The sequence below is a fragment of the Pseudomonas sp. E1BtOHC1 genome (assembly GCF_058744285.1).
The window spans coordinates 3,757,817-3,777,900 of the sequence record NZ_CP196023.1 but is presented as its reverse complement, the minus strand read 5'-3'; the positions used below and the strand labels follow the sequence as shown (position 1 = coordinate 3,777,900).

Below are 20,084 nucleotides of genomic sequence, written 5' to 3'. Positions count from 1 at the left end.
GCTCATCGAATTTCCGGTCGGGTGCTGCATGTCCCCCAAACTTCTCGGCCTGCCATTGCTGGGCATCCTGCTGGGCAGCCTTGGCTGCAACGGCCAGCCGCCTGCGCCGCCGGTCATAGCGCCCGGCGACTACGCCAGCATCATCGGTTACTTGAAGCAGTACATCCCCCGGGAGATGGCCGAGCATCAGGTACCGGGGCTGTCCATCGCCCTGGTGGACGGCCAGGAGCTGATCTGGGCCCGGGGTTTTGGCTTTGCCGACAAGGCCCGGGGCCTGCAAGTGACCGAGAACACCGCGTTTCGCGCCGGCGCCCTGTCGCAGTTGCTGACCGCCACGGCGGTCATGCAACTGGTGGAACAGGGACGCTTGCAGTTGGATGCGCCCCTGCAGGACACCCTCAAGGAGTTCTACGTCCGCTCGCGCTTTCACCAGGATCAGAACGCTGCCGACCAAGCCGTGACCTTGCGCCGCCTGCTCAGCCATCAGGCCGGGATGCCCGCCGAATACTTGCGGGATTCGCGCACGCCCCACGCCCTCGACGAGCTGCCGAGAAAGGTCAGCGGGGTCTGGCTGAACAATGCCCCAGGCACCCAGACCGCCTACTCCAACCTGGGCTACGCCCTGCTGGGCGCTGCCGTGGAACGCAGCAGCGGCCTGGACTTCGAACAGCAATTGCAGAAAAGCCTGCTGCGCCCGCTGGGCATGAGCCAGTCGAGCTTCATCGGCGGCAGCCGTGCCCAGCCCTACCGCGCTCAAGGCTATGCAGACGGTGCCAGCAGCAACGATGCCCTGGTGCGCGACCTGTCCGCCGCAGGCCTGTGGAGCAGTCCACGGGACCTGAGCCACTACGTGCGGATGCTCTTCGCCCAAGGGAGCTACAAGCATCAAGCGTTACTTTCGCCGGCCTCGATCAAGGAGATGGTGCGCCCGCAGAACACCGGCAATCCGCTGGATTTCGATTGTCAGGTAGGCCTGGGCTGGTTTCTCTCGCCCTGTGGCGACGAGTGGGTCAGCCCGGGGATTCGCACCTGGCAGCACAGCGGCACCGGCGATGACTTCCACGCCCGGATCAGCGTGCTCCCGGAGCAGCAGCTGGCGGTGATCGTGATGAGCAATTCCGGCTCCGGCGAAGCCCTGGCCCAGCCGTTGATGACTCAGGTTCTGCGCATGCTGCTGCAGGCCCATGGCGCCCCCGAAGGCCTGCGACCCGGGCCGGCGCAGCAGGACGTTCAGCAGGGCCTCGGCCAGGATGCCCTGGTCGAGAGTGGCACCGGCCAGAGTGCTCCTGACCGGAGAGACCCTGCCCCGCCCACCCAGCGGCGCCGGGTGCCGGAAGCCGCCGACCGCCAGCATCTGGCGGGCTTCTATGCCACCGCCTGGGGCGTGCTGCGCATCAAGGACCAGGACCAGCGGCTGTTTGGCGAGCTGGCCGGCACGCGCTTCGAGTTGCTGCGCGATGAACACGGCTGGCTGCGGGCGCAGAAGAAAATCCTCGGCCTGTGGCAGCAAGACCTGGGCGCCCTGGGACGGGTGCAACTGGACGTCATGAACGTTCAGGGCAACCGGGTGTTCACCGCCAAGAGCCACGGCCAGCTACTGGCCGTGGGAGAGCGGATCGACCCGGTGCCCCTGCCCGACAACTGGCTGGCCACGGTCGGCACCTATCACGCCCTCAACGATGACGAAGCCAATGCCCCCATGAGCGGCGTCAGCATCGCCCTGGAAGACGGTTTCCTGATGATCCGCAGCCTGCAACAGGGCCGCACCCTCACCGACTACATCCTTGCGCCGGTGGACAACGCCCACGCGGTGATTGCCGGCCATGGCCCCGGGCTGGGCGACACCGTGCGTCGCCAGGTCAATGGGGTCAACGTCCTCGGCTACTCGTTCAAACGTATCTACAACGCCAACTACCTGAGGTTCTAAAGCACTATGAAAAGCCTGAAACGCTGCACCACCGTCGCCCTTTGGGCGGGCACTCTCGGCCTGACCACGGGGTCTGCGGCGCTGCATGCCGAGGACTGGAAATATGGCGTGCGCGGCGGCGTGGCCAGCGTGCCGCGCTACAGCGGCAGTGACGAGCGCACCGTGGCCCCGATTTTCGGCGGCGAGATCATCAGCCCCTATGGCATTTTCCTCAACACCGACCAGGGCCTGGGCTGGGGCAATGAATGGGACGACCTGTCGTTCAGCACCTGGGTCGGCCCCAGCGAAGAACGGCGCGACAAGAACCACCTGGGCCAAGGCTCCAAGCGGCTCAAGGGCATGGGCGAGATCAAGTCCCGCGCGCAGTTCGGCGCACACCTGGGTTACGACCTGGGCCCGTTCGAACTGGGAGCCACGGTGACCCACGCGGTGAAGAAGAATGACAATAAGGACACCGGTTCGGCTTACAGCCAGCTGGAGCTGAGTATTGGCACCAACCTGTACGAGGGGCGTTTGGGCAGCCTCGATGCCAGCCTCAACAGCCTGTTTGGCAATGCCGACTACATGCAGACCTGGTACGGCGTGAGCGGCACCCAGGCCGCCAACAGTCGTTTCAGCGCCTACCGCGCCAAGGGCGGGCTGGTGAGCAATGGCCTGGACCTGAACTGGACCCTGCCCCTCAACGAGCAGACCAAGCTTTCGACCCTGCTGTCCCTGCAGTACCTGGGCAAGGAAGCCGGCGACAGCCCGATCGTCGATCGGCGCATGCAGACGGTGCTCGGCACTCAGCTTGAATACAGCTTCTAAACCGGCCGCACAACCAACAAGCGGTCAAGCTCGAAGCTTGCCGCTTGCTTGCAGATTGAAACTTGAAGCTGCCGTCAGTCGATATGGGCCCAGGTCAGGCGAAACGAGGCACCGCCCCACTCCGAATCCACCACCTCGACCTTGCCGCCATGCCATTGGGAGACCCGCCGCACCAGGGCCAGGCCCAGGCCGAAACCACCGGTACGCCGGTCGCGGCTGGCGTCGAGGCGGGAAAAGGGTTCGAAGATTTTCTCCCGTCCGTCCACCGGCACGCCGGGGCCGTCATCGTTGACCCGTACTTCGTAGCCATGTTCCAGGCGCACCAGGGACACCTCCACCCGCCGGTCGGCGTAGCGAATGGCGTTGCGCAGCAGATTGATCACCGCCCGGGCCATGAAGCGCGGTTCGATCCGCACGTACTCGACCTGGCAAGAGCGGATCAGCAACTGCACCCCCGCCGCTTCTGCCTCCAGGGCGACGCTGCCGACCACGCTGTCGAGCCAGCTCTGGGCCTGGATATCCTCGCGATTGATGGTGGCCGCGCCGTGCTCCAGGCTGGCGTAGGACAACAGCTCGGAGACCATCTCCTCCAGTTCGCCGAGGTCGGCGTACATGTCGGCGATCAGCTCCCGGTTTTCGTCCGGGTCCGGTTGCTGCTGCAACTGGTCCAGCTCGAATGACAGCCGCGCAATGGGCGTGCGCAACTCGTGGGACACCGCGTTGGTCAGCTCGCGCTGATTGGCAATCAGGCCTTCGATGCGCGCCGCCATGCGGTTGAAGTGCTGGGCCAGGTCGCGAATGTTGGAACGCTGGGACAGATGCAGACGGGTGCTGAGGTCATTGCCGCCAAAACGCTCGGCGGCCAGGCGCAAGCGTTCCAGGTCGCGCCAGTGCGGGCGCACCCAGAAATACAGGACGATGGCCAGCAACGCGCCGAGCAAGGCATAGGCGGCGATGTTGTAGAGCAGCGTCAGGGGCGGATCTTCCGGCAACTTGATGCTCAGCAACTGGGCGCCGCCGTCGATGCTGGCAATGAACTCGGTAAATTCATCCCGGACCACCAGCTGGTTGGAATCCAGCAAGGCCTGCTCGCGCTGACTCAGGTCCAGGTCATCGGCCTTGACCAGCTTGAGCAGCAGCCCGTAATGAGGCTTGAGCATTTCCAACTGATGCTTGCGCCCGGCTTCATCGAAGGGGCGCAGTTGCTCGCTGAGGCTGTAGGCCGGCCCGCGCACCGCGTCGCGGTTGTAGGACTCGATCAGGTCCGCGGCCAGGTAATTGATGAAGATGTGTTGTACGGCGGTCATGGCCCCCGCAAAACCAAGGGCCAGGAACAGGTAGAGCCCCAGAAACAGCCGCAGCATTCAAATCTCCCAGGCGAACGGATTGAACAGGTAACCCTTGCCCCACACGGTCTTGATGCAGACCGGCTCGCGCGGGTTGTCCTTGAGCTTGCCCCGCAACTTGCTGATGTAGACGTCGACACTGCGATTGAGGCCGTCGAACTCGATGCCGCGCATGCGGTTCAGGATGTCATCCCGGGACAGGGTCTTGCCTGCCGCACTGGCCAGCAGCCAGAGCAACTCGAACTCCATGGTGGTGAGCTCGATCGGCTCGCCGGACAGACGCACCTCGCGACTGCTGCGGTCGATGCTCAGCACGCCGAACTCCAGGGCGCCACGCGGGGTCACCGCTTCCGGCACCTGGCGCCGTTGCAGGGCCCGCAGACGCGCCAGCAGTACCGCTGGCTTGATGGGCTTGATCACATAGTCGTCGGCGCCGGACTCCAGGCCGAGGATATGGTCCAGGTCATCTTCCTTGGCGGTAAGGATAACGATGGGGGTATCGGCCACGGCGCGGATTTCCCGGCACACGTGCAGGCCGCTCTGCCCCGGCAGCATCAGGTCGAGCACAACGAGTTTCGGTTTGAATTCGAGAAAGGCCGCCAGGGCCACATCGCCGCGGTGGACCGTCAGCACTTCAAAGCCATGCTGGGACAGGAAATTCGCGATCAGCCCGGCGAGCTTTTCGTCATCTTCCACCAACAGGACCTTGCCAAGACCCAGGTTTTCCATACTTACCCGTTCGCGAACGCACAATTTGAGTGCGCGCATTATAGAGGGCAAGAGGTTAAAGAAAGGCTAACGCACCCCACAAAAACCGGGCCCTGGCACGGTTTTTTGCGAAATTTCATTCTTTTAAGAGTTTTTAACAATTTGCCCCTGCTTTTACACAAGGGCCGCGACACAAGGGTTGTGCCTTACCAGGCCGGTACGCCGCTGTGGAAGCGGAATTCCTGGTCCGGGGACTCGATCAGTTCCTGCTCGGCGGCCCGCACCTTGTCGATCACCTGTGCAATGTCCTTGGCGTCGCCATACTGATAGGCCAGTTTCAGGTAGCCCTGGTAGTGCCGGGCCTCGCTTTTGAGCAAGCCGAAATAGAACTTGCCCAGTTCTTCGTCCAGGTGCGGCACCAGGGCTTCAAAGCGTTCGCAACTGCGGGCTTCGATAAAGGCGCCGACCACCAGGGTGTCCACCAGCTTCACCGGCTCATGGCTGCGCACCACCTTGCGCAGGCCCGAGGCGTAGCGTCCGGCATGCAGCTGGCGCAGCTCGACCTTGCGCCTTTTCATCAAGCGCATGACCTGTTCGTGGTGCACCAGTTCTTCCCGGGCCAGGCGCGACATCATGTTGATCAGGTCGACATGGGAGTGGTACTTGGCGATCAGGCTCAGGGCGGTGCTGGCGGCCTTGAACTCGCAGTTCTTGTGGTCGATCAGCAGGGTTTCCTGGTCGGCCAGGGCCGCCTGGACCCAGGCGTCGGGCGTCCGACAGCCGAGGAAGTCATGAATTTCCGGGAAGTTCATCGGTGCATTTCCGAACAATCCGCCACAGCAAGGCGAGCAATGGCGGCACTATCAGTGATCGATAACATGAGGCTCACGAGACAAATAAGGCTTCACAGCGAAAGGCTGGCGATTATACCGGCCACGTCGCAGACCACCAGCGGCCGCGCTTGATATGCATCAACATCCGGCTCGGGCGCCAGCAACTATAGTTGTGCACGCTAGGGTCTGTTCCCGCTTGGTGACGAGCCGCGTTGCTGGGCCAAACGGGAACAGACCCTAGCCGTTCATCCCTCTCCTGGAGATCCCGATCATGCAAAGTATCCGCAGCATCCTGGTGGTCATCGATCCCACGCCTGGCGAAAGTCTCGCCCTCAAGCGCGCCAAGCTGATTGCCGGGGTCACCCAGGCCCACCTGCATCTGCTGGTCTGCGACAAGAAGCACGAACACTCGGCGCTGCTCAGCGTACTCAAAAGCAGCCTGACCGGCGAAGGCTACAGCGTCACCACCGAGCAGGCCTGGAACGAGAGCCTGCATGAAACCATCATCGACGTGCAGCAGGCCGAGGGCTGCGGCCTGGTGATCAAGCAGCATTCCCATGACAACCCACTGAAGAAAGTCCTGCTGACCCCGGCGGACTGGAAACTGCTGCGCTACTGCCCGACCCCGGTGCTGCTGGTCAAGACGGCTACCCCCTGGGGCGGTGGCGTGGTCATGGCGGCCATCGATGTCGGCAACATGGACGGCGAACACCGCACCCTGCATGCCAGCATCGTCGATCATGGTTTCGACATCGCCAGCCTGGCCAAGGCCCAACTGCACGTGATCAGTGCCCATCCGTCACCGATGCTCTCGGCATCCGACCCGGTGTTCCAGCTCAAGGAAACCATCGAGAAGCGCTATCGCGACGAGTGCAAGGCGTTCCAGGCCGAGTTCGATATCGACGATGGCCACCTGCATATCGAGGAAGGTCCGGCGGACGTGCTGATTCCCCATATGGCCCACAAGCTGGGGGCCGTGCTGACCATCATCGGCACCGTGGCCCGCACCGGGCTGTCGGGGGCCTTGATCGGCAACACCGCCGAAGTGGTGCTCGACTCCCTGGACAGCGACGTGCTGGTGCTCAAGCCGGCGGACATCATGGACCACCTGGAAGAACTCGCCGCCAAGGCTTGAACCTCTCCCCCCAACGCCATCGCGTCATCTGCGCCGTCCATGACGACGCTTTCGCCGGCAAGCCAGCTCCTACAGAGCCCGATCAACCTCACCCCCGTAGGAGCCGGCTTGCCGGCGAAGAGGCCCTTGAGCCTTGCACCACCCTGACGGCCGTCTTCGCTGACAAGCCAGCTCCTACAGTGGCATTTGCGTGGGAGTCATTCGCGTAGCGAGGCACTCAGCCCAGGGCATCCTTGAGGAAGCCCGGGGCGATGTAGCGCTGGTAGTGAGCTTCCGACAGCAGGAAGAATTCCCGATCAATGGCGTCACGCAACTCCGGCAGGCCCCAGTCGCGAAACTCCGGCAACAGCACCATGCCGTAGGCGTCGAGCTGGTTGATCACCCGCGCACCCCGGGCGATCAGCTGGTAGGCCCAGCAATACTCGGACTGGTGCGGCACGAAACGAATCTTGCGCTGCTCCAGTTGCTCGCGCAGGCGCGCCGGGGCGAAGACTTCCAGCTTGGCCGTCATTACTTGCACCAGCAGTTGTTCAAGACGCAGCCAGACCGCGCGCTTCTCTTCCTCGTTGTAACCGTTCCAGTTGATCACTTCGTGGTGGAAACGCTTGCAGCCGCGGCACACCAGGTCACCGTAGACAGTGGAACAGAGGCCGACGCAGGGGGTCTTGATGGTCTGATTGGGCATAGATAGACAGCACGCGGAAAAACAAAACAGGCCGGCATGTTAGCCCTTTGTCTAACATTGATCACCCCTCAAACTTTAATACGCCAACTTACGTTTAGATTTTTTTTGCCGTAGAATCAGCCAGCCTTTTTAGGCGCCAATGTCCGTTTGAAGCTGTTTTCAAAGCGTCACGAGCACAGTCGTTCCTTCAGAGCGGTGTTGGCGAGGGATTTTTCCAGCGGGGAAAAATCCAGCGCCAACCCTCATCAGCTCCCCGTTCTGCAGGCGTAAAACTTTGAAAGCAGCTTCTGTAAGGAATTGTCGGTAATTCTGGCTAAGTGGCCCACAACGCCACGCAGCGCATGAGTACGGCAATTTCGGGATGAGCGTCCCGGACACCCATTTGGGACCACTGATGAGGGTAATAACTGTGCTTGAAGCCTACCGCAAACATATCGAAGAGCGTGCAGCACTGGGTATCGTTCCCCAGCCGCTTAACGCCGAACAAACTGCAGGCCTGGTCGAGCTGCTGAAGAACCCCCCGGCTGGCGAAGAAGCTTTCCTCGTTGACCTGATCACCAACCGCGTTCCGCCAGGAGTCGACGAAGCCGCCTACGTCAAGGCCGGTTTCCTCTCCGCGCTGGCCAAAGGCGAAGCCTCCTCCCCTCTGATCGACAAGAAACGCGCCGTTGAACTGCTGGGCACCATGCAGGGCGGCTACAACATCGTGACCCTGGTGAACCTGCTGGACGACGCCGAGCTGGCACCTGTCGCCGCCGCTCAACTCAAGCACACCCTGTTGATGTTCGACGCCTTCCACGACGTCGCGGAAAAAGCCAAGAACGGCAACGTTCACGCCCAAGGCGTACTGCAATCCTGGGCCGACGGCGAGTGGTTCAAGAACCGCCCGGTACTGGCCGACAAGATCAGCCTGCGGGTGTTCAAGGTCACCGGCGAAACCAACACCGACGACCTCTCCCCTGCCCCTGACGCCTGGTCCCGTCCGGACATCCCGCTGCACGCCCTGGCCATGCTGAAAATGGCCCGTGACGGTATCGTTCCTGACGTACAAGGCTCCATCGGCCCGATGAAACAGATCGAGCAGATGCGCAACGACGGTTTCCCGATCGCCTACGTCGGCGACGTGGTCGGCACCGGTTCGTCCCGTAAGTCGGCCACCAACTCGGTGCTGTGGTTCTTCGGCGACGACGTGCCTTATGTTCCGAACAAGCGTGCCGGCGGCTTCTGCTTCGGCAGCAAGATCGCTCCAATCTTCTACAACACCATGGAAGACGCCGGCGCCCTGCCGATCGAATTCGATGTGTCGAAGATGAACATGGGCGACGTGATCGACCTGTACCCGCACGCTGGCAAAGTCTGCAAGCACGGTACCGACGAAGTCCTGGCCACCTTCGAAATGAAGACCCCGGTCCTGCTCGACGAAGTCCGTGCCGGCGGCCGTATCCCGCTGATCATCGGCCGTGGCCTGACCGAGAAGGCTCGCGCCGAACTGGGTCTGCCTGCCTTCGATCTGTTCAAGAAGCCCGAAGCCCCTGTTGAAAGCACCAAGGGTTTCACCCTGGCGCAGAAGATGGTCGGCAAGGCCTGCGGTCTGGCAGAAGGCAAAGGCGTTCGTCCTGGTACCTACTGCGAACCGAAGATGACCACCGTGGGTTCTCAGGACACCACCGGTCCAATGACCCGTGACGAACTCAAAGACCTGGCGTGCCTGGGCTTCTCGGCTGATCTGGTGATGCAGTCCTTCTGCCACACCGCGGCGTATCCAAAGCCGATCGACGTGACCACCCACCACACCCTGCCTGACTTCATCATGACCCGCGGCGGCGTTTCCCTGCGTCCGGGCGACGGCATCATCCACTCGTGGCTGAACCGCATGCTGCTGCCAGACACCGTCGGTACCGGTGGTGACTCCCACACCCGTTTCCCGATGGGCATCTCGTTCCCGGCCGGTTCCGGTCTGGTGGCGTTCGCCGCCGCCACTGGCGTCATGCCGCTGGACATGCCGGAATCGATCCTGGTGCGCTTCAAAGGCAAAATGAAACCTGGCATCACCCTGCGTGACCTGGTGCATGCCATTCCTTACTTCGCCATCCAGAAGGGTCTGCTGACCGTCGAGAAGAAAGGCAAGAAAAACGCCTTCTCCGGCCGCATCCTGGAAATCGAAGGCCTGGAAGGTCTGACCCTGGAACAGGCGTTCGAACTGTCCGACGCCTCGGCCGAACGTTCGGCTGCCGGTTGCACCATCAAGCTGTCGAAAGAGTCGATCACCGAGTACCTGCAGTCCAACATCACCCTGCTGCGCTGGATGATCGGCGAAGGCTACGGTGACGCACGTACCCTGGAACGTCGCGCTCAAGCGATGGAAGCCTGGATCGCCAACCCTGAGTTGATGGAGGCCGATGCCGACGCCGAATACGCCGAAGTCATCGAAATCGACCTGGCCGACATCAGCGAGCCTGTGCTCTGCGCGCCGAACGATCCGGACGACGCCCGTCTGCTGTCCAGCGTTGCTGGCGAGAAGATCGACGAAGTGTTCATCGGTTCGTGCATGACCAACATCGGTCACTTCCGCGCGGCCGGTAAGCTGCTGGATCAGGTCAAGGGTCAGCTGCCAACCCGTCTGTGGCTGTCGCCGCCGACCAAGATGGACGCTCACCAACTGACCGAAGAAGGCTACTACGGCATCTACGGCAAGGCTGGCGCGCGCATGGAAATGCCGGGCTGCTCGCTGTGCATGGGTAACCAGGCACGTGTTGAGCCGAACTCCACTGTGGTGTCGACGTCGACCCGTAACTTCCCGAACCGTCTGGGCGATGGCGCCAACGTCTACCTGGCTTCGGCCGAGCTGGCGTCGGTGGCTTCGATCCTGGGTCGCCTGCCGACCGTCGAGGAGTACATGGAATACGCTGGCAAGATCGACAGCATGGCGGCCGATATCTACCGCTACCTGTCCTTCGACCAGATCGCCGAGTTCCGTGAAGCGGCCGCCAACGCCAACATCCCGGTGGTGCAAGCCTAAGGCTGTAGCGTTGTAAAAAAGAACGCCGCGTATTCCACGATACGCGGCGTTTTTTTATGCCTGTCGCCTGGGCCGACTCCCCTGCCCGCTATTTCGCCGTGGGGCCCGGCGCCTGAGGCCAGGCGTGGTACGCCCAAGTGCCAAGGCTCAATGCCAGAGCCCGGCCTGAGCCTGACCGCTCCAGCTCTGCAGGCTTTCCTGCAGCGTATCGTCGACGCTGGTACCGCTGAGCAACACTTGATAGCGGGTACTCGACGGCAAGGCCGCCAGGGCATCCTTGGCCCTGTGCTTGAGTCGGGCCAGGGCCAGGTGCTTGCCTTCCTGATTGACCTGGCGGAAGAACTCGTCCAGGGCCTCGATGCTGGTGCCGTCCAGGTTCGGCGACTCTTCCAGGCTGAGGATGACACTGTGAATCGGCGCCTGCACGTGCCGGATCAGGTGCAAGGCGCCGCCCAGGATGCGCTCGGCGTTGGCGAAGAACAGCGCCTCACCCGGACGCAGAATCAGCACCCCCGGCACCTGCCGCGCCTGGGGATGGCGGCTGAGGTCGACAAAATCATGACCGCTGCCCAGTTGACCGAGGATCTGGATATCCGCCGCCGACAGCTGGCGCAGCATCAACAGAATGCTCACCCCCACCGAGAGCAGCATGCCATCGAGTACCCCCAGTACCAGCACGGCGGTGACCGCACAGATCACCAGCAAACGATCCCTGCGCCAGATGAAATATCGCCCCAGCGGTTGCAGGCTCAGGCCATGGCCCAGGGCGTAGATGACGATCGCCGCCAGCACCGGCTCCGGGGTCAGGGCGATGTAGGGCAGCACCGTGAGGACGATGATCAGCATCACCGCAGCCGCGGTCAGCCCGGCAAGACGCGAGCGGGCCCCGGCCGCTTCGTTGGCGGACGTCGCCGAGTAACCGGCGCCGGCCGGCATGCCATGAAACAGACCGGAGAGCAGATTGGCAGCCCCCAGGGCCAGCAGGTCGCGGTTGGACGACACCCGGTCTCCATGCTTGAGCGCCAGGGAACTGATGGAGCCATAGGACTCGGCATACAGGATCATCACCAGGGCAAACGCCAGCTCCCCCAGACGCAGCCAGTCGGCAAAGGGCAGGTCCGGCAGGCTCGGCACCTGCAGCTTGAGTTCGATCACCCCGATCAGGGCCACGCCATGAGCCGGCAGGTCGAGCCATTGTCCGGCGCCAATGCCGATCACCACCGCCACCAGCCCACCGGGCACATAGGGAATCCGCGAGCAGATCGCCAGCACCAGCAAGGCCAATGCCGCCACCGCCGCACCGGCCCAGTTCCACTGCGGCCACTGCTCCAGCAACTGCGGCAGAAAGCGCACCAGGTTGCCGGTGCTCAAGTGCACCCCCACGACGGTGGCGAACTGCTTGAGGATGATGGTCACGGCCAGGCCGAAGGCGAAGCCCCGCAGCACCGGCTTGGCAATGAACGCGGTGACGCCGCCGAGGCGAAACAGCCCCGCCAGGAGGAAGAAGCCCCCGGTCAGCAGCACCAGGGCGAAAGCCAGGTTCAGGCGCAGTTGTACGTCGCCCTCAGCCAGGGACAGGGTGGCGGCGGCCAGCACCGCCGCCGACGAGGACGTGGCCGAGACAATGGCAAAGCGGCTGCTGCCCAGCAGGCCGTAGCACAGCAATCCGGCGAACAGGGCAATGACCCCGGCCTGGGGCGGCAAGGCGGCGATACCGGAATAGGCCACGGCCTCCGGCAGCAACAGGCCGGCGATGGACAATCCGGCCAGCAGATCGCGGGTGCGCTTCGGTGCAGCGGTGGGGATGGTCAGGGGTTCAGTGGCCAATCGGGTTCATCCGTGACAAGGCAAATCCAGATTCGAGGGGGTGTTGCCCAACGGCATCAACGCGTTTGGGCAGGCTTGCAGCCAGAGGGGCGGGAATGACCATGGGCAGGTTCCTGGCAGCAATAAGAGCACCAGCTTAGCCCTTTATTCAAGGCAGCAAACGATCCTGGTTAATGCCTTGAACGACAACGCCGCCGGTGCTGTGAGCACCGGCGGCGTTGTTTGTGTTGCCAGCGATTGCGTCAGGCTTGAAGGCCTGTTCGCCGGCAAGCAGGCTCCAGGCGGTGAGCGTCGCGTAGGAGCTGGCTTGCCAGCGAAGGCGCGCAAGCGCGCCGCACAACTCACGAGGCCAGGGAGTACACCAGCGCCGTAATGGCCACCAGCCCCACCAAAGTCACGAAGACGTTGGAGGCCTGACCGCGATAGCGGGCCATGGCCGGCACTTTGCGAATGGCGTACATCGGCATCAGGAACAGGATCGCCGCAATCACCGGGCCGCCCATGGTCTCGATCATCGTCAGGATGCTCGGGTTGAGGGTCGCCACGGCCCAGCAGATCACCAGCATGAAGGCGGCGGTGACCCGGTCCAGGGTTTTCGTCCCCGGACGCCGGCCACTCTTGCCGATCAGGCCCTTGAGGCCTTCGCTGGCACCGATGTAGTGACCCAGGAAGGACTTGGCGATGGCCACGAAGGCAATCAACGGCGCGGCGAAGGCGATGGTCGGATTCTGGAAGTGGTTGGCCAGGTAGGACAGGATCGACAGGTTCTGCGCCTTGGCTTCGGCCAGTTGCGCCGGGCTCAGGGTCAGTACGCAGCTGAAGACGAAGAACAGCACCATGCCCACCATCAGCAGATGGGCGCGCGAGAGGATCTGCGAGCTGCGCTCTTCGGCGTGCACGCCATAGCGGCGCTTCTGGTCCACGGCAAAGGCCGAGATGATCGGCGAATGGTTGAACGAGAAGACCATCACCGGAATCGCCAGCCACAAGGTATGCAGGAAGGCCGAAGGCGCCGGGACATCGCTGACGGTGGCGAGGATGCCGCCATTCCAGTGCGGGATCAGGAACACCGCGAGGAACAGCAGGGCCACGATGAACGGATAGACCATCAGGCTCATGGCCTTGACGATCACCTGCTCGCCGCAACGCACCACCACCAGCAGGCCGAAGATCAGCACCAGGGCCAGGATCGCCCGCGGTGGCGGCGCAATGTGCAGCTGGTTGGTCATGAAGCTGTCGACGGTGTTGGTCAGGGCCACGCTGTAGATCAGCAGGATCGGGAAGATCGCCAAAAAGTACAGCAAGGTGATCAGGGCACCGGCGGTGAGGCCGAAATGCTCCTCCACCACGTCAGTGATGTCCGCACCGTCACGACCGGAGAGCACGAAGCGGGTCAGACCGCGGTGTGCATAGAAGGTCATGGGGAAGGCCAGCAGCGCCAGGATCAACAGCGGCCAGAAACCGCCGATACCGGCATTGATGGGCAGAAACAGGGTACCGGCACCGATGGCCGTGCCAAACAGGCCGAGCATCCAGGTGGTGTCTTGGCGGTTCCAGCTACTCAGGGTCGCTGGGGTCGCCGTTTCAAAGCGTTGATCAACGCTGTTGGCCTGATCATTCATCCGGTGGGATCTCCACATTCCGGTCGTTTGCCATTCGATCAGGGCGCGTCGGAATACCCGACAGACAGAGCCCCGACCGAAACAGAGGGGGCGCGATTGTCCGGGATTCCAAGGGCGCTGCATAGACTTAGCTGAGGAACGGTTTATACGGTGCAGATTTATTTTTCCGCCGTGGCGAGGCGTCTGGTCCGGCCCTCTCCCGCTCAATCCGGGTTCCGTAGGAGCTGGCTTGCCAGCGAAGGCGCCCGCCTGAAGACGCCATTCGCCGGCAAGCCGGCGCCTACCGGGCTGCGTTGACAAGCTTCACGGGCAGACGGCATGATCGGACCCCATGAATATCTACGCGCTCAACCCTACCTCTACCACCACGACTGCCTACGGCGGGTCGTGTGGTGGCTGTGCGGGATGATGCAAGCACAGTAAAACCAAGGCCCCGCCAGCAATGGACGGGGCCTTTTGTTTCTCCGTCCACCTGGCACTACAAGGAGAGACAAGATGCCTTCATCCAATGCCAAGCGTGCCGCCCTGCTGGTTATCGACATGCAGGTCGGGTTGTTCAATGGACCGGACAAGCCCTACAAGCGCGAACAAGTCCTGGAAAACATCAACCAACTGATCCGCCGTGCTCGCCAGGCCGGGGCACCGATCTTCGCCGTGCGCCATACCGGCCCCGCCGAATCGCCGATTGCCGCCGGCAGCCCGTTCTGGCAACTGCTGCCGACCCTGGAAGTGGATGAAGAGCTGGACTGCGTGCTGGACAAGACCCGCCCCAGTTGTTTTGTCGGCACCGGGCTGGCGGAGCGCCTGCAGGCGGCCCAGGTCAATGAACTGGTGATCGTCGGCATGAAGACCCAGTACTGCGTCGATGCTACCTGCCGCGCCGCCGGCGACCTGGGCTTTGCCGCCGTGCTGGTGGAGGACGCCCATACCTGCATGGACACACCGCTGATCGGCGCAAGAACCATCATCGCCCACCATAACGCCACCCTGAACGGCCCCTTCGTGCGCTTGGCCACAACCGCCGATGTGACCTTCTGACCCCATCGCCCCCACACCGCCCCGGGCACGCCGAACATGGCGTGATTCCTCCCGGGAACGGTGCCGGCGAGCATTGCCAAAACCCCTCGCAACCCGCACCCTTGAGCCTTCGTCCCTGCCTGTATGGAATCCTCCATGAGCGCCACCACGATCGCCGGCTGCATCCTCTACAGTCTTGACCCGCCGTCACTCGCCCACTTCTATGCAGACCTGCTGGGCTGGCCCATCACCGAGCAACAAGCGGATTACCAGCAACTGGTCCATCAGGGCTTCGAGCTGACTCTGGTCCAGGTGCCTCCAGCGATTGCTGCGCGCATTGTCGTGCAAGAGCCGCCACTGCCTCGCAGCGATAGCGCATGCAAGCCGCTGTTCCAGGTCGACGATCTGGATCAGGCCAGGCAACGGGCCGCCAGCGCCGGGGGCCGGTTGTACGAAGCCGAGCGTGAATGGCAATTCAAGGGCGCGCGGGTCTGCGACGGCGTCGACCCGGAAGGCAACATCTTTCAATTGCGCCAGCCCCTGCCCCATTAACTGCTGAGGAACCGTCATGCGCGCCACCGTCCTGGTCCTGGTCGAGAACGTCAACGCCTACCTGCCCTTGCTCGAAGCGCTGGGCTTCAACCTGATCCTGGCCCCCACTCCCGCCGAACGGGCCCAGACCATCAAGACCCACGCCCCACAGATCGACGCCGTGCTGACCCGCGGCCCACTGGGGCTGACTGCGGCGGAAATCGACGCCCTGCCCCGACTGCAGATCATCTGCGTGATCGGTGCCGGTTATGAGCAGGTGGACCTGCAAGCAGCGAGCAACCGCGGGATTGCCGTGACCAATGGTGCTGGGGTCAACGCCTCGTCCGTGGCCGACCATGCCCTGGCCCTGCTGCTGTCGCTGGTCCGGGGCATCCCCCAGGCCGATGCCGCCGTGCGCCAGGGGCAATGGCCGAAAGTCCTGCGCCCTTCCGTGGCCGGCATGCGCCTGGGCATCCTCGGGCTGGGCGCCGTGGGCCAGGCCATCGCCCGGCGCTGTGCCCTGGGGTTCGATATGACCGTGAGTTACCACAGCCGCCAGCCCCGGCCGGACCAGCCCTACCGCTTTTGCCCGACCCTGGTGGAACTGGCCCGAGACTCGGACGCCCTGGTGATTGCCACCCCGGGCGGCGCCGACACCCGGCACCTGGTGGACCAGCTGGTGCTGGAGGCCCTTGGCGCCGAAGGCTTCCTGGTGAATATCGCCCGGGCCAGCGTGGTGGACACCCACGCCCTGCTGCAGGCCCTGAGACAGCGGCGGATTGCCGGCGCGGCCCTGGACGTGTTCGATGACGAACCGCAAGTGCCGGACGCTTTCAAGGCGCTGGACAATGTGGTGCTGACCCCTCATGTCGCCGGCCTTTCGCCCCAGGCCAGCCGCGACACCGTGGACATGGTCGGCAAGAACCTGCTGGCCCACTTCGAGGGCCGCCCCCTGCTGACCCCGCTAACGCTGCCGGCACCGAACTGACCCATCCCCGGGCAACGCCTATGCTCGTGGGGCGGACAACCTCTGTCGGCTTGTGTAGGAGCTGGCTTGCCAGCGAAAGCCGCCTCCCACCCTGCGCCTGTCATGACGCTCCCTTCGCCGGTAAGCCGGCGCCTACGGGGGCTTGATGCCAACGGGTCGTAGAAACACAGGGGCAAATTCAAACGCTTGTATCAAAAGCAATGATTGTCCAGCAACACGCGCACCTATAAAGGCCCGCCGCGATTGTGAGGGGCCGGTAGGCGCATTAGATTAGTCAATAATCTCTGGCCTCCAGAATAAGCAGAAGGGATAAGCATGGCGCTTACAGACCAATCCACCCGTACTCGCTCCGGCGAGGAGCTCGATGCCAACCTGATCGATCCGTACCTCAAGGCGCATATTCCCGGCCTCAGCGGCACGCCGCAGATCAGCCAGTTCCCGGGCGGAGCCTCGAACCTCACCTACTTGCTGGAATACCCCGACCAGGAATTCGTCCTGCGCCGCCCGCCATTTGGCCACAAGGCCAAGTCTGCCCATGACATGGGCCGCGAGTTCCGCATTCTCAACCAGCTCAAGGATGGTTTCCCCTACTGCCCCAAGGCCTATGTGCACTGCACCGACGAGTCGGTGATCGGCGCCGAGTTCTATGTCATGGAGCGGGTCAAGGGCATCATCCTGCGGTCCGACCTGCCGGCGGAACTGGGCCTGGATGCCGGCAAGACCCAAGCCCTGTGCAAGAGCTTCATCGACCGTTTCGTCGAACTGCATCGGGTCGACTACAACGCCTGCGGCCTGGGCGACCTGGGCAAGCCCGAAGGCTACGTGCAGCGTCAGATCAAGGGCTGGAGCGAGCGCTACGAGAAAGCCCTGACCCCTGACGCGCCGCACTGGGAAACCGTGAAGGCCTGGCTCAACGACAAGATGCCCGCCGACCACCCGACATCGAGCATCGTCCATAACGACTACCGGTTCGACAACGTGATCCTCGACCCCAACAACCCGATGCAGATCATCGGCGTGCTGGACTGGGAACTGACCACCCTGGGCGATCCGCTGATGGACCTGGGCAACACCCTGGCCTACTGGATCGAGGCCGCCGACCCGGCGCCGGTGCAACTGATGCGTCGCCAGCCAAGCAACGCGCCGGGCATGCTGACGCGCCAGGAGTTCGTCGATTACTACGCCGAACGCGCCGGCATCCAGATCGGCAATTTCGACTTCTACTACACCTACGGCCTGTTCCGCCTGGCCGGCATCGTGCAGCAGATCTACTACCGCTTCTACCACGGCCAGACCCAGGACAAACGCTTCGCGCAGTTCATTCACATGAACAAACTGCTGGAGCAGATGAGCCTGCAGGTCATCGACAAATCCAGCCTCTGACCGCGCCCCGGCGCTCGACAGCCCAGCAAGGAAAAACCATGTCCAAGACTCAGTTGTTCGACCTCGACGGCAAGATCGCCTTCGTCTCCGGCGCCAGCCGCGGCATCGGTGAGGCCATCGCCAAACTCCTGGCCCAGCAAGGGGCCCACGTGATCGTGTCGAGCCGCAAGCTCGAAGGCTGCCAGCACGTGGCCGACGCCATCATCGCCGCCGGTGGCAAGGCCACGGCGATTGCCTGCCACATCGGTGAAATGGAGCAGATCAGCCAGGTCTTCGCCGGGATTCGCGAGCAGTTCGGCCGCCTGGACATCCTGGTCAACAACGCCGCCACCAACCCGCAATTCTGCAACGTCCTGGACACTGACCTGGGGGCGTTCCAGAAGACCGTCGACGTCAATATCCGCGGCTATTTCTTCATGTCGGTGGAAGCCGGCAAGCTGATGCGCGACAACGGCGGCGGCAGCATCATCAACGTGGCCTCGATCAACGGCATCTCGCCGGGGATCTTCCAGGGTATCTACTCGGTGACCAAGGCCGCGGTGATCAACATGACCAAGGTCTTCGCCAAGGAATGCGCGCCGTTCGGCATCCGCTGCAACGCCTTGCTGCCGGGCCTGACCGACACCAAGTTCGCCTCGGCCCTGGTGAAGAACGACGCGATCCTCAAGACCGCCCTGGCGCAGATCCCCCTCAAGCGCGTGGCCGACCCGAGCGAAATGGCCGGCGCGGTGCTCTACCTGGCCAGCGACGCCTCCAGCTACACCACGGGCATTTCGCTGAACGTGGATGGGGGCTTCCTCTCCTGAGGTCCGCTTGCACCACCGAAAAGGCAGCCTCCGGGCTGCCTTTTTCATTTTCTGTAGGAGCTGGCTTGCCAGCGAAGAAGGCCTTGAACCCTGCGCAACCCAAGCGCCCCCTTTCGCCGGCAAGCCGGCGCCTACAGCGTCCGTCAAAATTTTAATTCCACCAATTGCAATTAACGAATATTTATTCCATAAATAACCTTCCTACAACAATAATTCTGCAGGTGCGGCTATGGATGAACTTGGCATTGGCTTGATCGGGACCGGCTTCATGGGCCGGGCCCACGCCCTGGCGTTTCGCAATGTCAGCGCGGTGTTCGAACTGCCGGTGCGCCTGCACCTGGCTGCGCTGGCCGATGCCGACGCTCAGCGTGCCGAACACTGCGCCGGGGCCTGGGGCTTTGCTCGCGCCCATAGTGACTGGCAGCATCTGATCGCCGATCCGCGAGTCAATCTGGTGGCCATCACCACCCCCAATCACCTGCACTTCCCCATGGCCATGGCGGCGCTGGCGGCAGGCAAGGCGGTGTACTGCGAAAAGCCCCTGGCCATCAGCGTCGAAGAAGCCCGGCAGATGCACCACGCCGCCCAGGCTGCCGGGGTGGTGACTCGGGTCGGCTACAACTATCAGCACAATCCAATGATCACCCTGGCCCGTGAGCTGATCGGCAAGGGCGAGCTGGGGCAACTGGTGAGTTTCCAGGGGGAGTTCAGCGAGGACTTCATGGCCGATCCGGACTCGCCCTGGTCCTGGCGTTGCGATCCGCAGCACGCCGGGGGCGCCCTGGCAGACCTGGGTAGCCACCTGCTGGCCATGGCGCGCTTTCTCATGGGGCCGCTGCAGGCGGTGTCCGCCGATGTGCAGACGGTGCATCAGCAACGACCGACCCACGCCGGCAGCCAGGAACGGCGCCACATTGGTGTGGATGATCAGGTCCACGCTTTGTTGCGTTTCGCCAATGGTGCCCGGGGTACGTTGAGCAGCAGCTGGATCAAGCATGGTTACAAAAATCACCTGAGCTTCGAGATCAGCGGCACCCTGGGCACCCTCGCCTTCGACCAGGAGCGTTTGAACGAGCTGCGCCTGTACCGGGTCGGCCAGAAGGGTTTCCAGCGCTTGCTGGCCGGGCCCGAGCTGCCGGGCTATGCGGCCTTCAGCCCGGCGCCGGGGCATCAGTTGGGCTACAACGAACTCAAGACCCTGGAGGTGCAGGAACTGATCATGGCCCTGAGTGGACAGGGGCGCGACGGCACGGACTTCCAGGAAGCCTGGGAAGTGGAGCGGCTGGCGGCGGCGATCCGCATTGCCGCCCAGGAACAGCGCTGGGTGACACTGTAGGAGCCGGCTTGCCGGCGCAGGCGATCTTGCGGGCCTCTTCGCTGGCAAGCCAGCGCCTACGGTTGGCCGCAATACCGTGGAGTTTTTTTTGTAGGAGCCGGCTTGCCGGCGAAG

General features: G+C 63.2%; 16 protein-coding genes. 10 read left to right on the top strand and 6 right to left on the bottom strand.

Features of this window, described 5'->3' with window-relative positions:
* The first annotated feature begins 28 nt into the window (after nucleotides 1-28).
* Both ACSSVC_RS17405 and ACSSVC_RS17400 read left to right on the top strand, forming a co-directional pair.
* Nucleotides 29-1,927, top strand: coding sequence for a serine hydrolase domain-containing protein (locus ACSSVC_RS17405; RefSeq protein ID WP_492611062.1), 1,899 nt, complete (start codon nucleotides 29-31; stop codon nucleotides 1,925-1,927).
* Between the two features lie 6 nt (nucleotides 1,928-1,933).
* Nucleotides 1,934-2,734: a MipA/OmpV family protein gene (locus ACSSVC_RS17400; protein WP_492611061.1), complete on the top strand. Its 801-nt coding sequence runs from the start codon at nucleotides 1,934-1,936 to the stop codon at nucleotides 2,732-2,734.
* A 74-nt stretch (nucleotides 2,735-2,808) separates the two neighbouring features.
* Here the strand turns inward: ACSSVC_RS17400 and ACSSVC_RS17395 are convergent, their stop codons facing one another.
* The 3 genes from ACSSVC_RS17395 to ACSSVC_RS17385 form a co-directional block, all read right to left on the bottom strand.
* On the bottom strand, nucleotides 2,809-4,098 hold the full coding sequence (locus ACSSVC_RS17395) for an ATP-binding protein (protein WP_346632668.1): 1,290 nt from the start codon (nucleotides 4,096-4,098) through the stop codon (nucleotides 2,809-2,811).
* Complete coding sequence (locus tag ACSSVC_RS17390; RefSeq protein WP_346632667.1) at nucleotides 4,099-4,809, bottom strand: winged helix-turn-helix domain-containing protein; 711 nt, start codon at nucleotides 4,807-4,809, stop codon at nucleotides 4,099-4,101.
* Between the two features lie 185 nt (nucleotides 4,810-4,994).
* The gene (locus ACSSVC_RS17385) at nucleotides 4,995-5,600 is read right to left on the bottom strand and encodes a MiaE family protein (RefSeq protein ID WP_317072973.1); all 606 of its coding nucleotides are present in this window, start codon (nucleotides 5,598-5,600) and stop codon (nucleotides 4,995-4,997) included.
* A 292-nt stretch (nucleotides 5,601-5,892) separates the two neighbouring features.
* Between ACSSVC_RS17385 and ACSSVC_RS17380 the strand changes: the two genes are divergently transcribed.
* Nucleotides 5,893-6,756 (top strand): universal stress protein, encoded by an 864-nt coding sequence (locus ACSSVC_RS17380; protein WP_346632666.1) that lies wholly within the window; start codon nucleotides 5,893-5,895, stop codon nucleotides 6,754-6,756.
* A 217-nt stretch (nucleotides 6,757-6,973) separates the two neighbouring features.
* Here the strand turns inward: ACSSVC_RS17380 and ACSSVC_RS17375 are convergent, their stop codons facing one another.
* Entirely contained in the window at nucleotides 6,974-7,441 is a 468-nt protein-coding gene (locus ACSSVC_RS17375; protein ID WP_492611060.1) for a DUF1289 domain-containing protein, read from the bottom strand.
* Nucleotides 7,442-7,850: 409 nt separating this feature from the next.
* Here ACSSVC_RS17375 and acnB point away from each other — a divergent pair, with 409 nt between their 5' ends.
* The gene (gene acnB, locus ACSSVC_RS17370; protein WP_404939984.1) at nucleotides 7,851-10,460 is read left to right on the top strand and encodes a bifunctional aconitate hydratase 2/2-methylisocitrate dehydratase; all 2,610 of its coding nucleotides are present in this window, start codon (nucleotides 7,851-7,853) and stop codon (nucleotides 10,458-10,460) included.
* Nucleotides 10,461-10,607: 147 nt separating this feature from the next.
* On the opposite strand, the gene ACSSVC_RS17365 is transcribed toward acnB, so the two are convergent.
* On the bottom strand, nucleotides 10,608-12,287 hold the full coding sequence (locus ACSSVC_RS17365; protein ID WP_346632664.1) for a SulP family inorganic anion transporter: 1,680 nt from the start codon (nucleotides 12,285-12,287) through the stop codon (nucleotides 10,608-10,610).
* Between the two features lie 341 nt (nucleotides 12,288-12,628).
* The gene (locus ACSSVC_RS17360; RefSeq protein WP_123725153.1) at nucleotides 12,629-13,909 is read right to left on the bottom strand and encodes a serine/threonine transporter; all 1,281 of its coding nucleotides are present in this window, start codon (nucleotides 13,907-13,909) and stop codon (nucleotides 12,629-12,631) included.
* A 495-nt stretch (nucleotides 13,910-14,404) separates the two neighbouring features.
* Here ACSSVC_RS17360 and ACSSVC_RS17355 point away from each other — a divergent pair, with 495 nt between their 5' ends.
* The 6 genes from ACSSVC_RS17355 to ACSSVC_RS17330 all read left to right on the top strand — a co-directional run bounded on the left by ACSSVC_RS17355 (nucleotide 14,405) and on the right by ACSSVC_RS17330 (nucleotide 19,970).
* Nucleotides 14,405-14,947: a cysteine hydrolase family protein gene (locus ACSSVC_RS17355; RefSeq protein ID WP_346632663.1), complete on the top strand. Its 543-nt coding sequence runs from the start codon at nucleotides 14,405-14,407 to the stop codon at nucleotides 14,945-14,947.
* Nucleotides 14,948-15,082: 135 nt separating this feature from the next.
* On the top strand, nucleotides 15,083-15,478 hold the full coding sequence (locus tag ACSSVC_RS17350; RefSeq protein WP_404939579.1) for a VOC family protein: 396 nt from the start codon (nucleotides 15,083-15,085) through the stop codon (nucleotides 15,476-15,478).
* A 16-nt stretch (nucleotides 15,479-15,494) separates the two neighbouring features.
* Nucleotides 15,495-16,445 carry a 2-hydroxyacid dehydrogenase gene (locus tag ACSSVC_RS17345; RefSeq protein ID WP_492611059.1) on the top strand — a complete coding sequence of 317 codons (951 nt, stop codon included), beginning with the start codon at nucleotides 15,495-15,497 and terminating at the stop codon, nucleotides 16,443-16,445.
* Nucleotides 16,446-16,760: 315 nt separating this feature from the next.
* Nucleotides 16,761-17,828, top strand: a complete 1,068-nt coding sequence (locus tag ACSSVC_RS17340; RefSeq protein ID WP_346632660.1) for a phosphotransferase family protein — start codon at nucleotides 16,761-16,763, stop codon at nucleotides 17,826-17,828.
* A 38-nt stretch (nucleotides 17,829-17,866) separates the two neighbouring features.
* Nucleotides 17,867-18,634, top strand: a complete 768-nt coding sequence (locus ACSSVC_RS17335; RefSeq protein WP_102879735.1) for an SDR family oxidoreductase — start codon at nucleotides 17,867-17,869, stop codon at nucleotides 18,632-18,634.
* Between the two features lie 229 nt (nucleotides 18,635-18,863).
* Entirely contained in the window at nucleotides 18,864-19,970 is a 1,107-nt protein-coding gene (locus ACSSVC_RS17330) for a Gfo/Idh/MocA family protein (protein WP_446440108.1), read from the top strand.
* Nucleotides 19,971-20,084: the final 114 nt, after the last annotated feature.

Excerpts from the sequence above, each read along its gene's own strand:
- ACSSVC_RS17405 (WP_492611062.1), top strand. The coding sequence starts at position 29 with ATGTCCCCCAAACTTCTCGGCCTGCCATTGCTGGGCATCCTGCTGGGC.
- ACSSVC_RS17400 (WP_492611061.1), top strand. The coding sequence starts at position 1,934 with ATGAAAAGCCTGAAACGCTGCACCACCGTCGCCCTTTGGGCGGGCACT.
- ACSSVC_RS17395 (WP_346632668.1), bottom strand. The coding sequence starts at position 4,098 with ATGCTGCGGCTGTTTCTGGGGCTCTACCTGTTCCTGGCCCTTGGTTTT.
- ACSSVC_RS17390 (WP_346632667.1), bottom strand. The coding sequence starts at position 4,809 with ATGGAAAACCTGGGTCTTGGCAAGGTCCTGTTGGTGGAAGATGACGAA.
- ACSSVC_RS17385 (WP_317072973.1), bottom strand. The coding sequence starts at position 5,600 with ATGAACTTCCCGGAAATTCATGACTTCCTCGGCTGTCGGACGCCCGAC.
- ACSSVC_RS17380 (WP_346632666.1), top strand. The coding sequence starts at position 5,893 with ATGCAAAGTATCCGCAGCATCCTGGTGGTCATCGATCCCACGCCTGGC.
- ACSSVC_RS17375 (WP_492611060.1), bottom strand. The coding sequence starts at position 7,441 with ATGCCCAATCAGACCATCAAGACCCCCTGCGTCGGCCTCTGTTCCACT.
- ACSSVC_RS17360 (WP_123725153.1), bottom strand. The coding sequence starts at position 13,909 with ATGAATGATCAGGCCAACAGCGTTGATCAACGCTTTGAAACGGCGACC.
- ACSSVC_RS17355 (WP_346632663.1), top strand. The coding sequence starts at position 14,405 with ATGCCTTCATCCAATGCCAAGCGTGCCGCCCTGCTGGTTATCGACATG.
- ACSSVC_RS17350 (WP_404939579.1), top strand. The coding sequence starts at position 15,083 with ATGAGCGCCACCACGATCGCCGGCTGCATCCTCTACAGTCTTGACCCG.
- ACSSVC_RS17345 (WP_492611059.1), top strand. The coding sequence starts at position 15,495 with ATGCGCGCCACCGTCCTGGTCCTGGTCGAGAACGTCAACGCCTACCTG.
- ACSSVC_RS17340 (WP_346632660.1), top strand. The coding sequence starts at position 16,761 with ATGGCGCTTACAGACCAATCCACCCGTACTCGCTCCGGCGAGGAGCTC.
- ACSSVC_RS17335 (WP_102879735.1), top strand. The coding sequence starts at position 17,867 with ATGTCCAAGACTCAGTTGTTCGACCTCGACGGCAAGATCGCCTTCGTC.
- ACSSVC_RS17330 (WP_446440108.1), top strand. The coding sequence starts at position 18,864 with ATGGATGAACTTGGCATTGGCTTGATCGGGACCGGCTTCATGGGCCGG.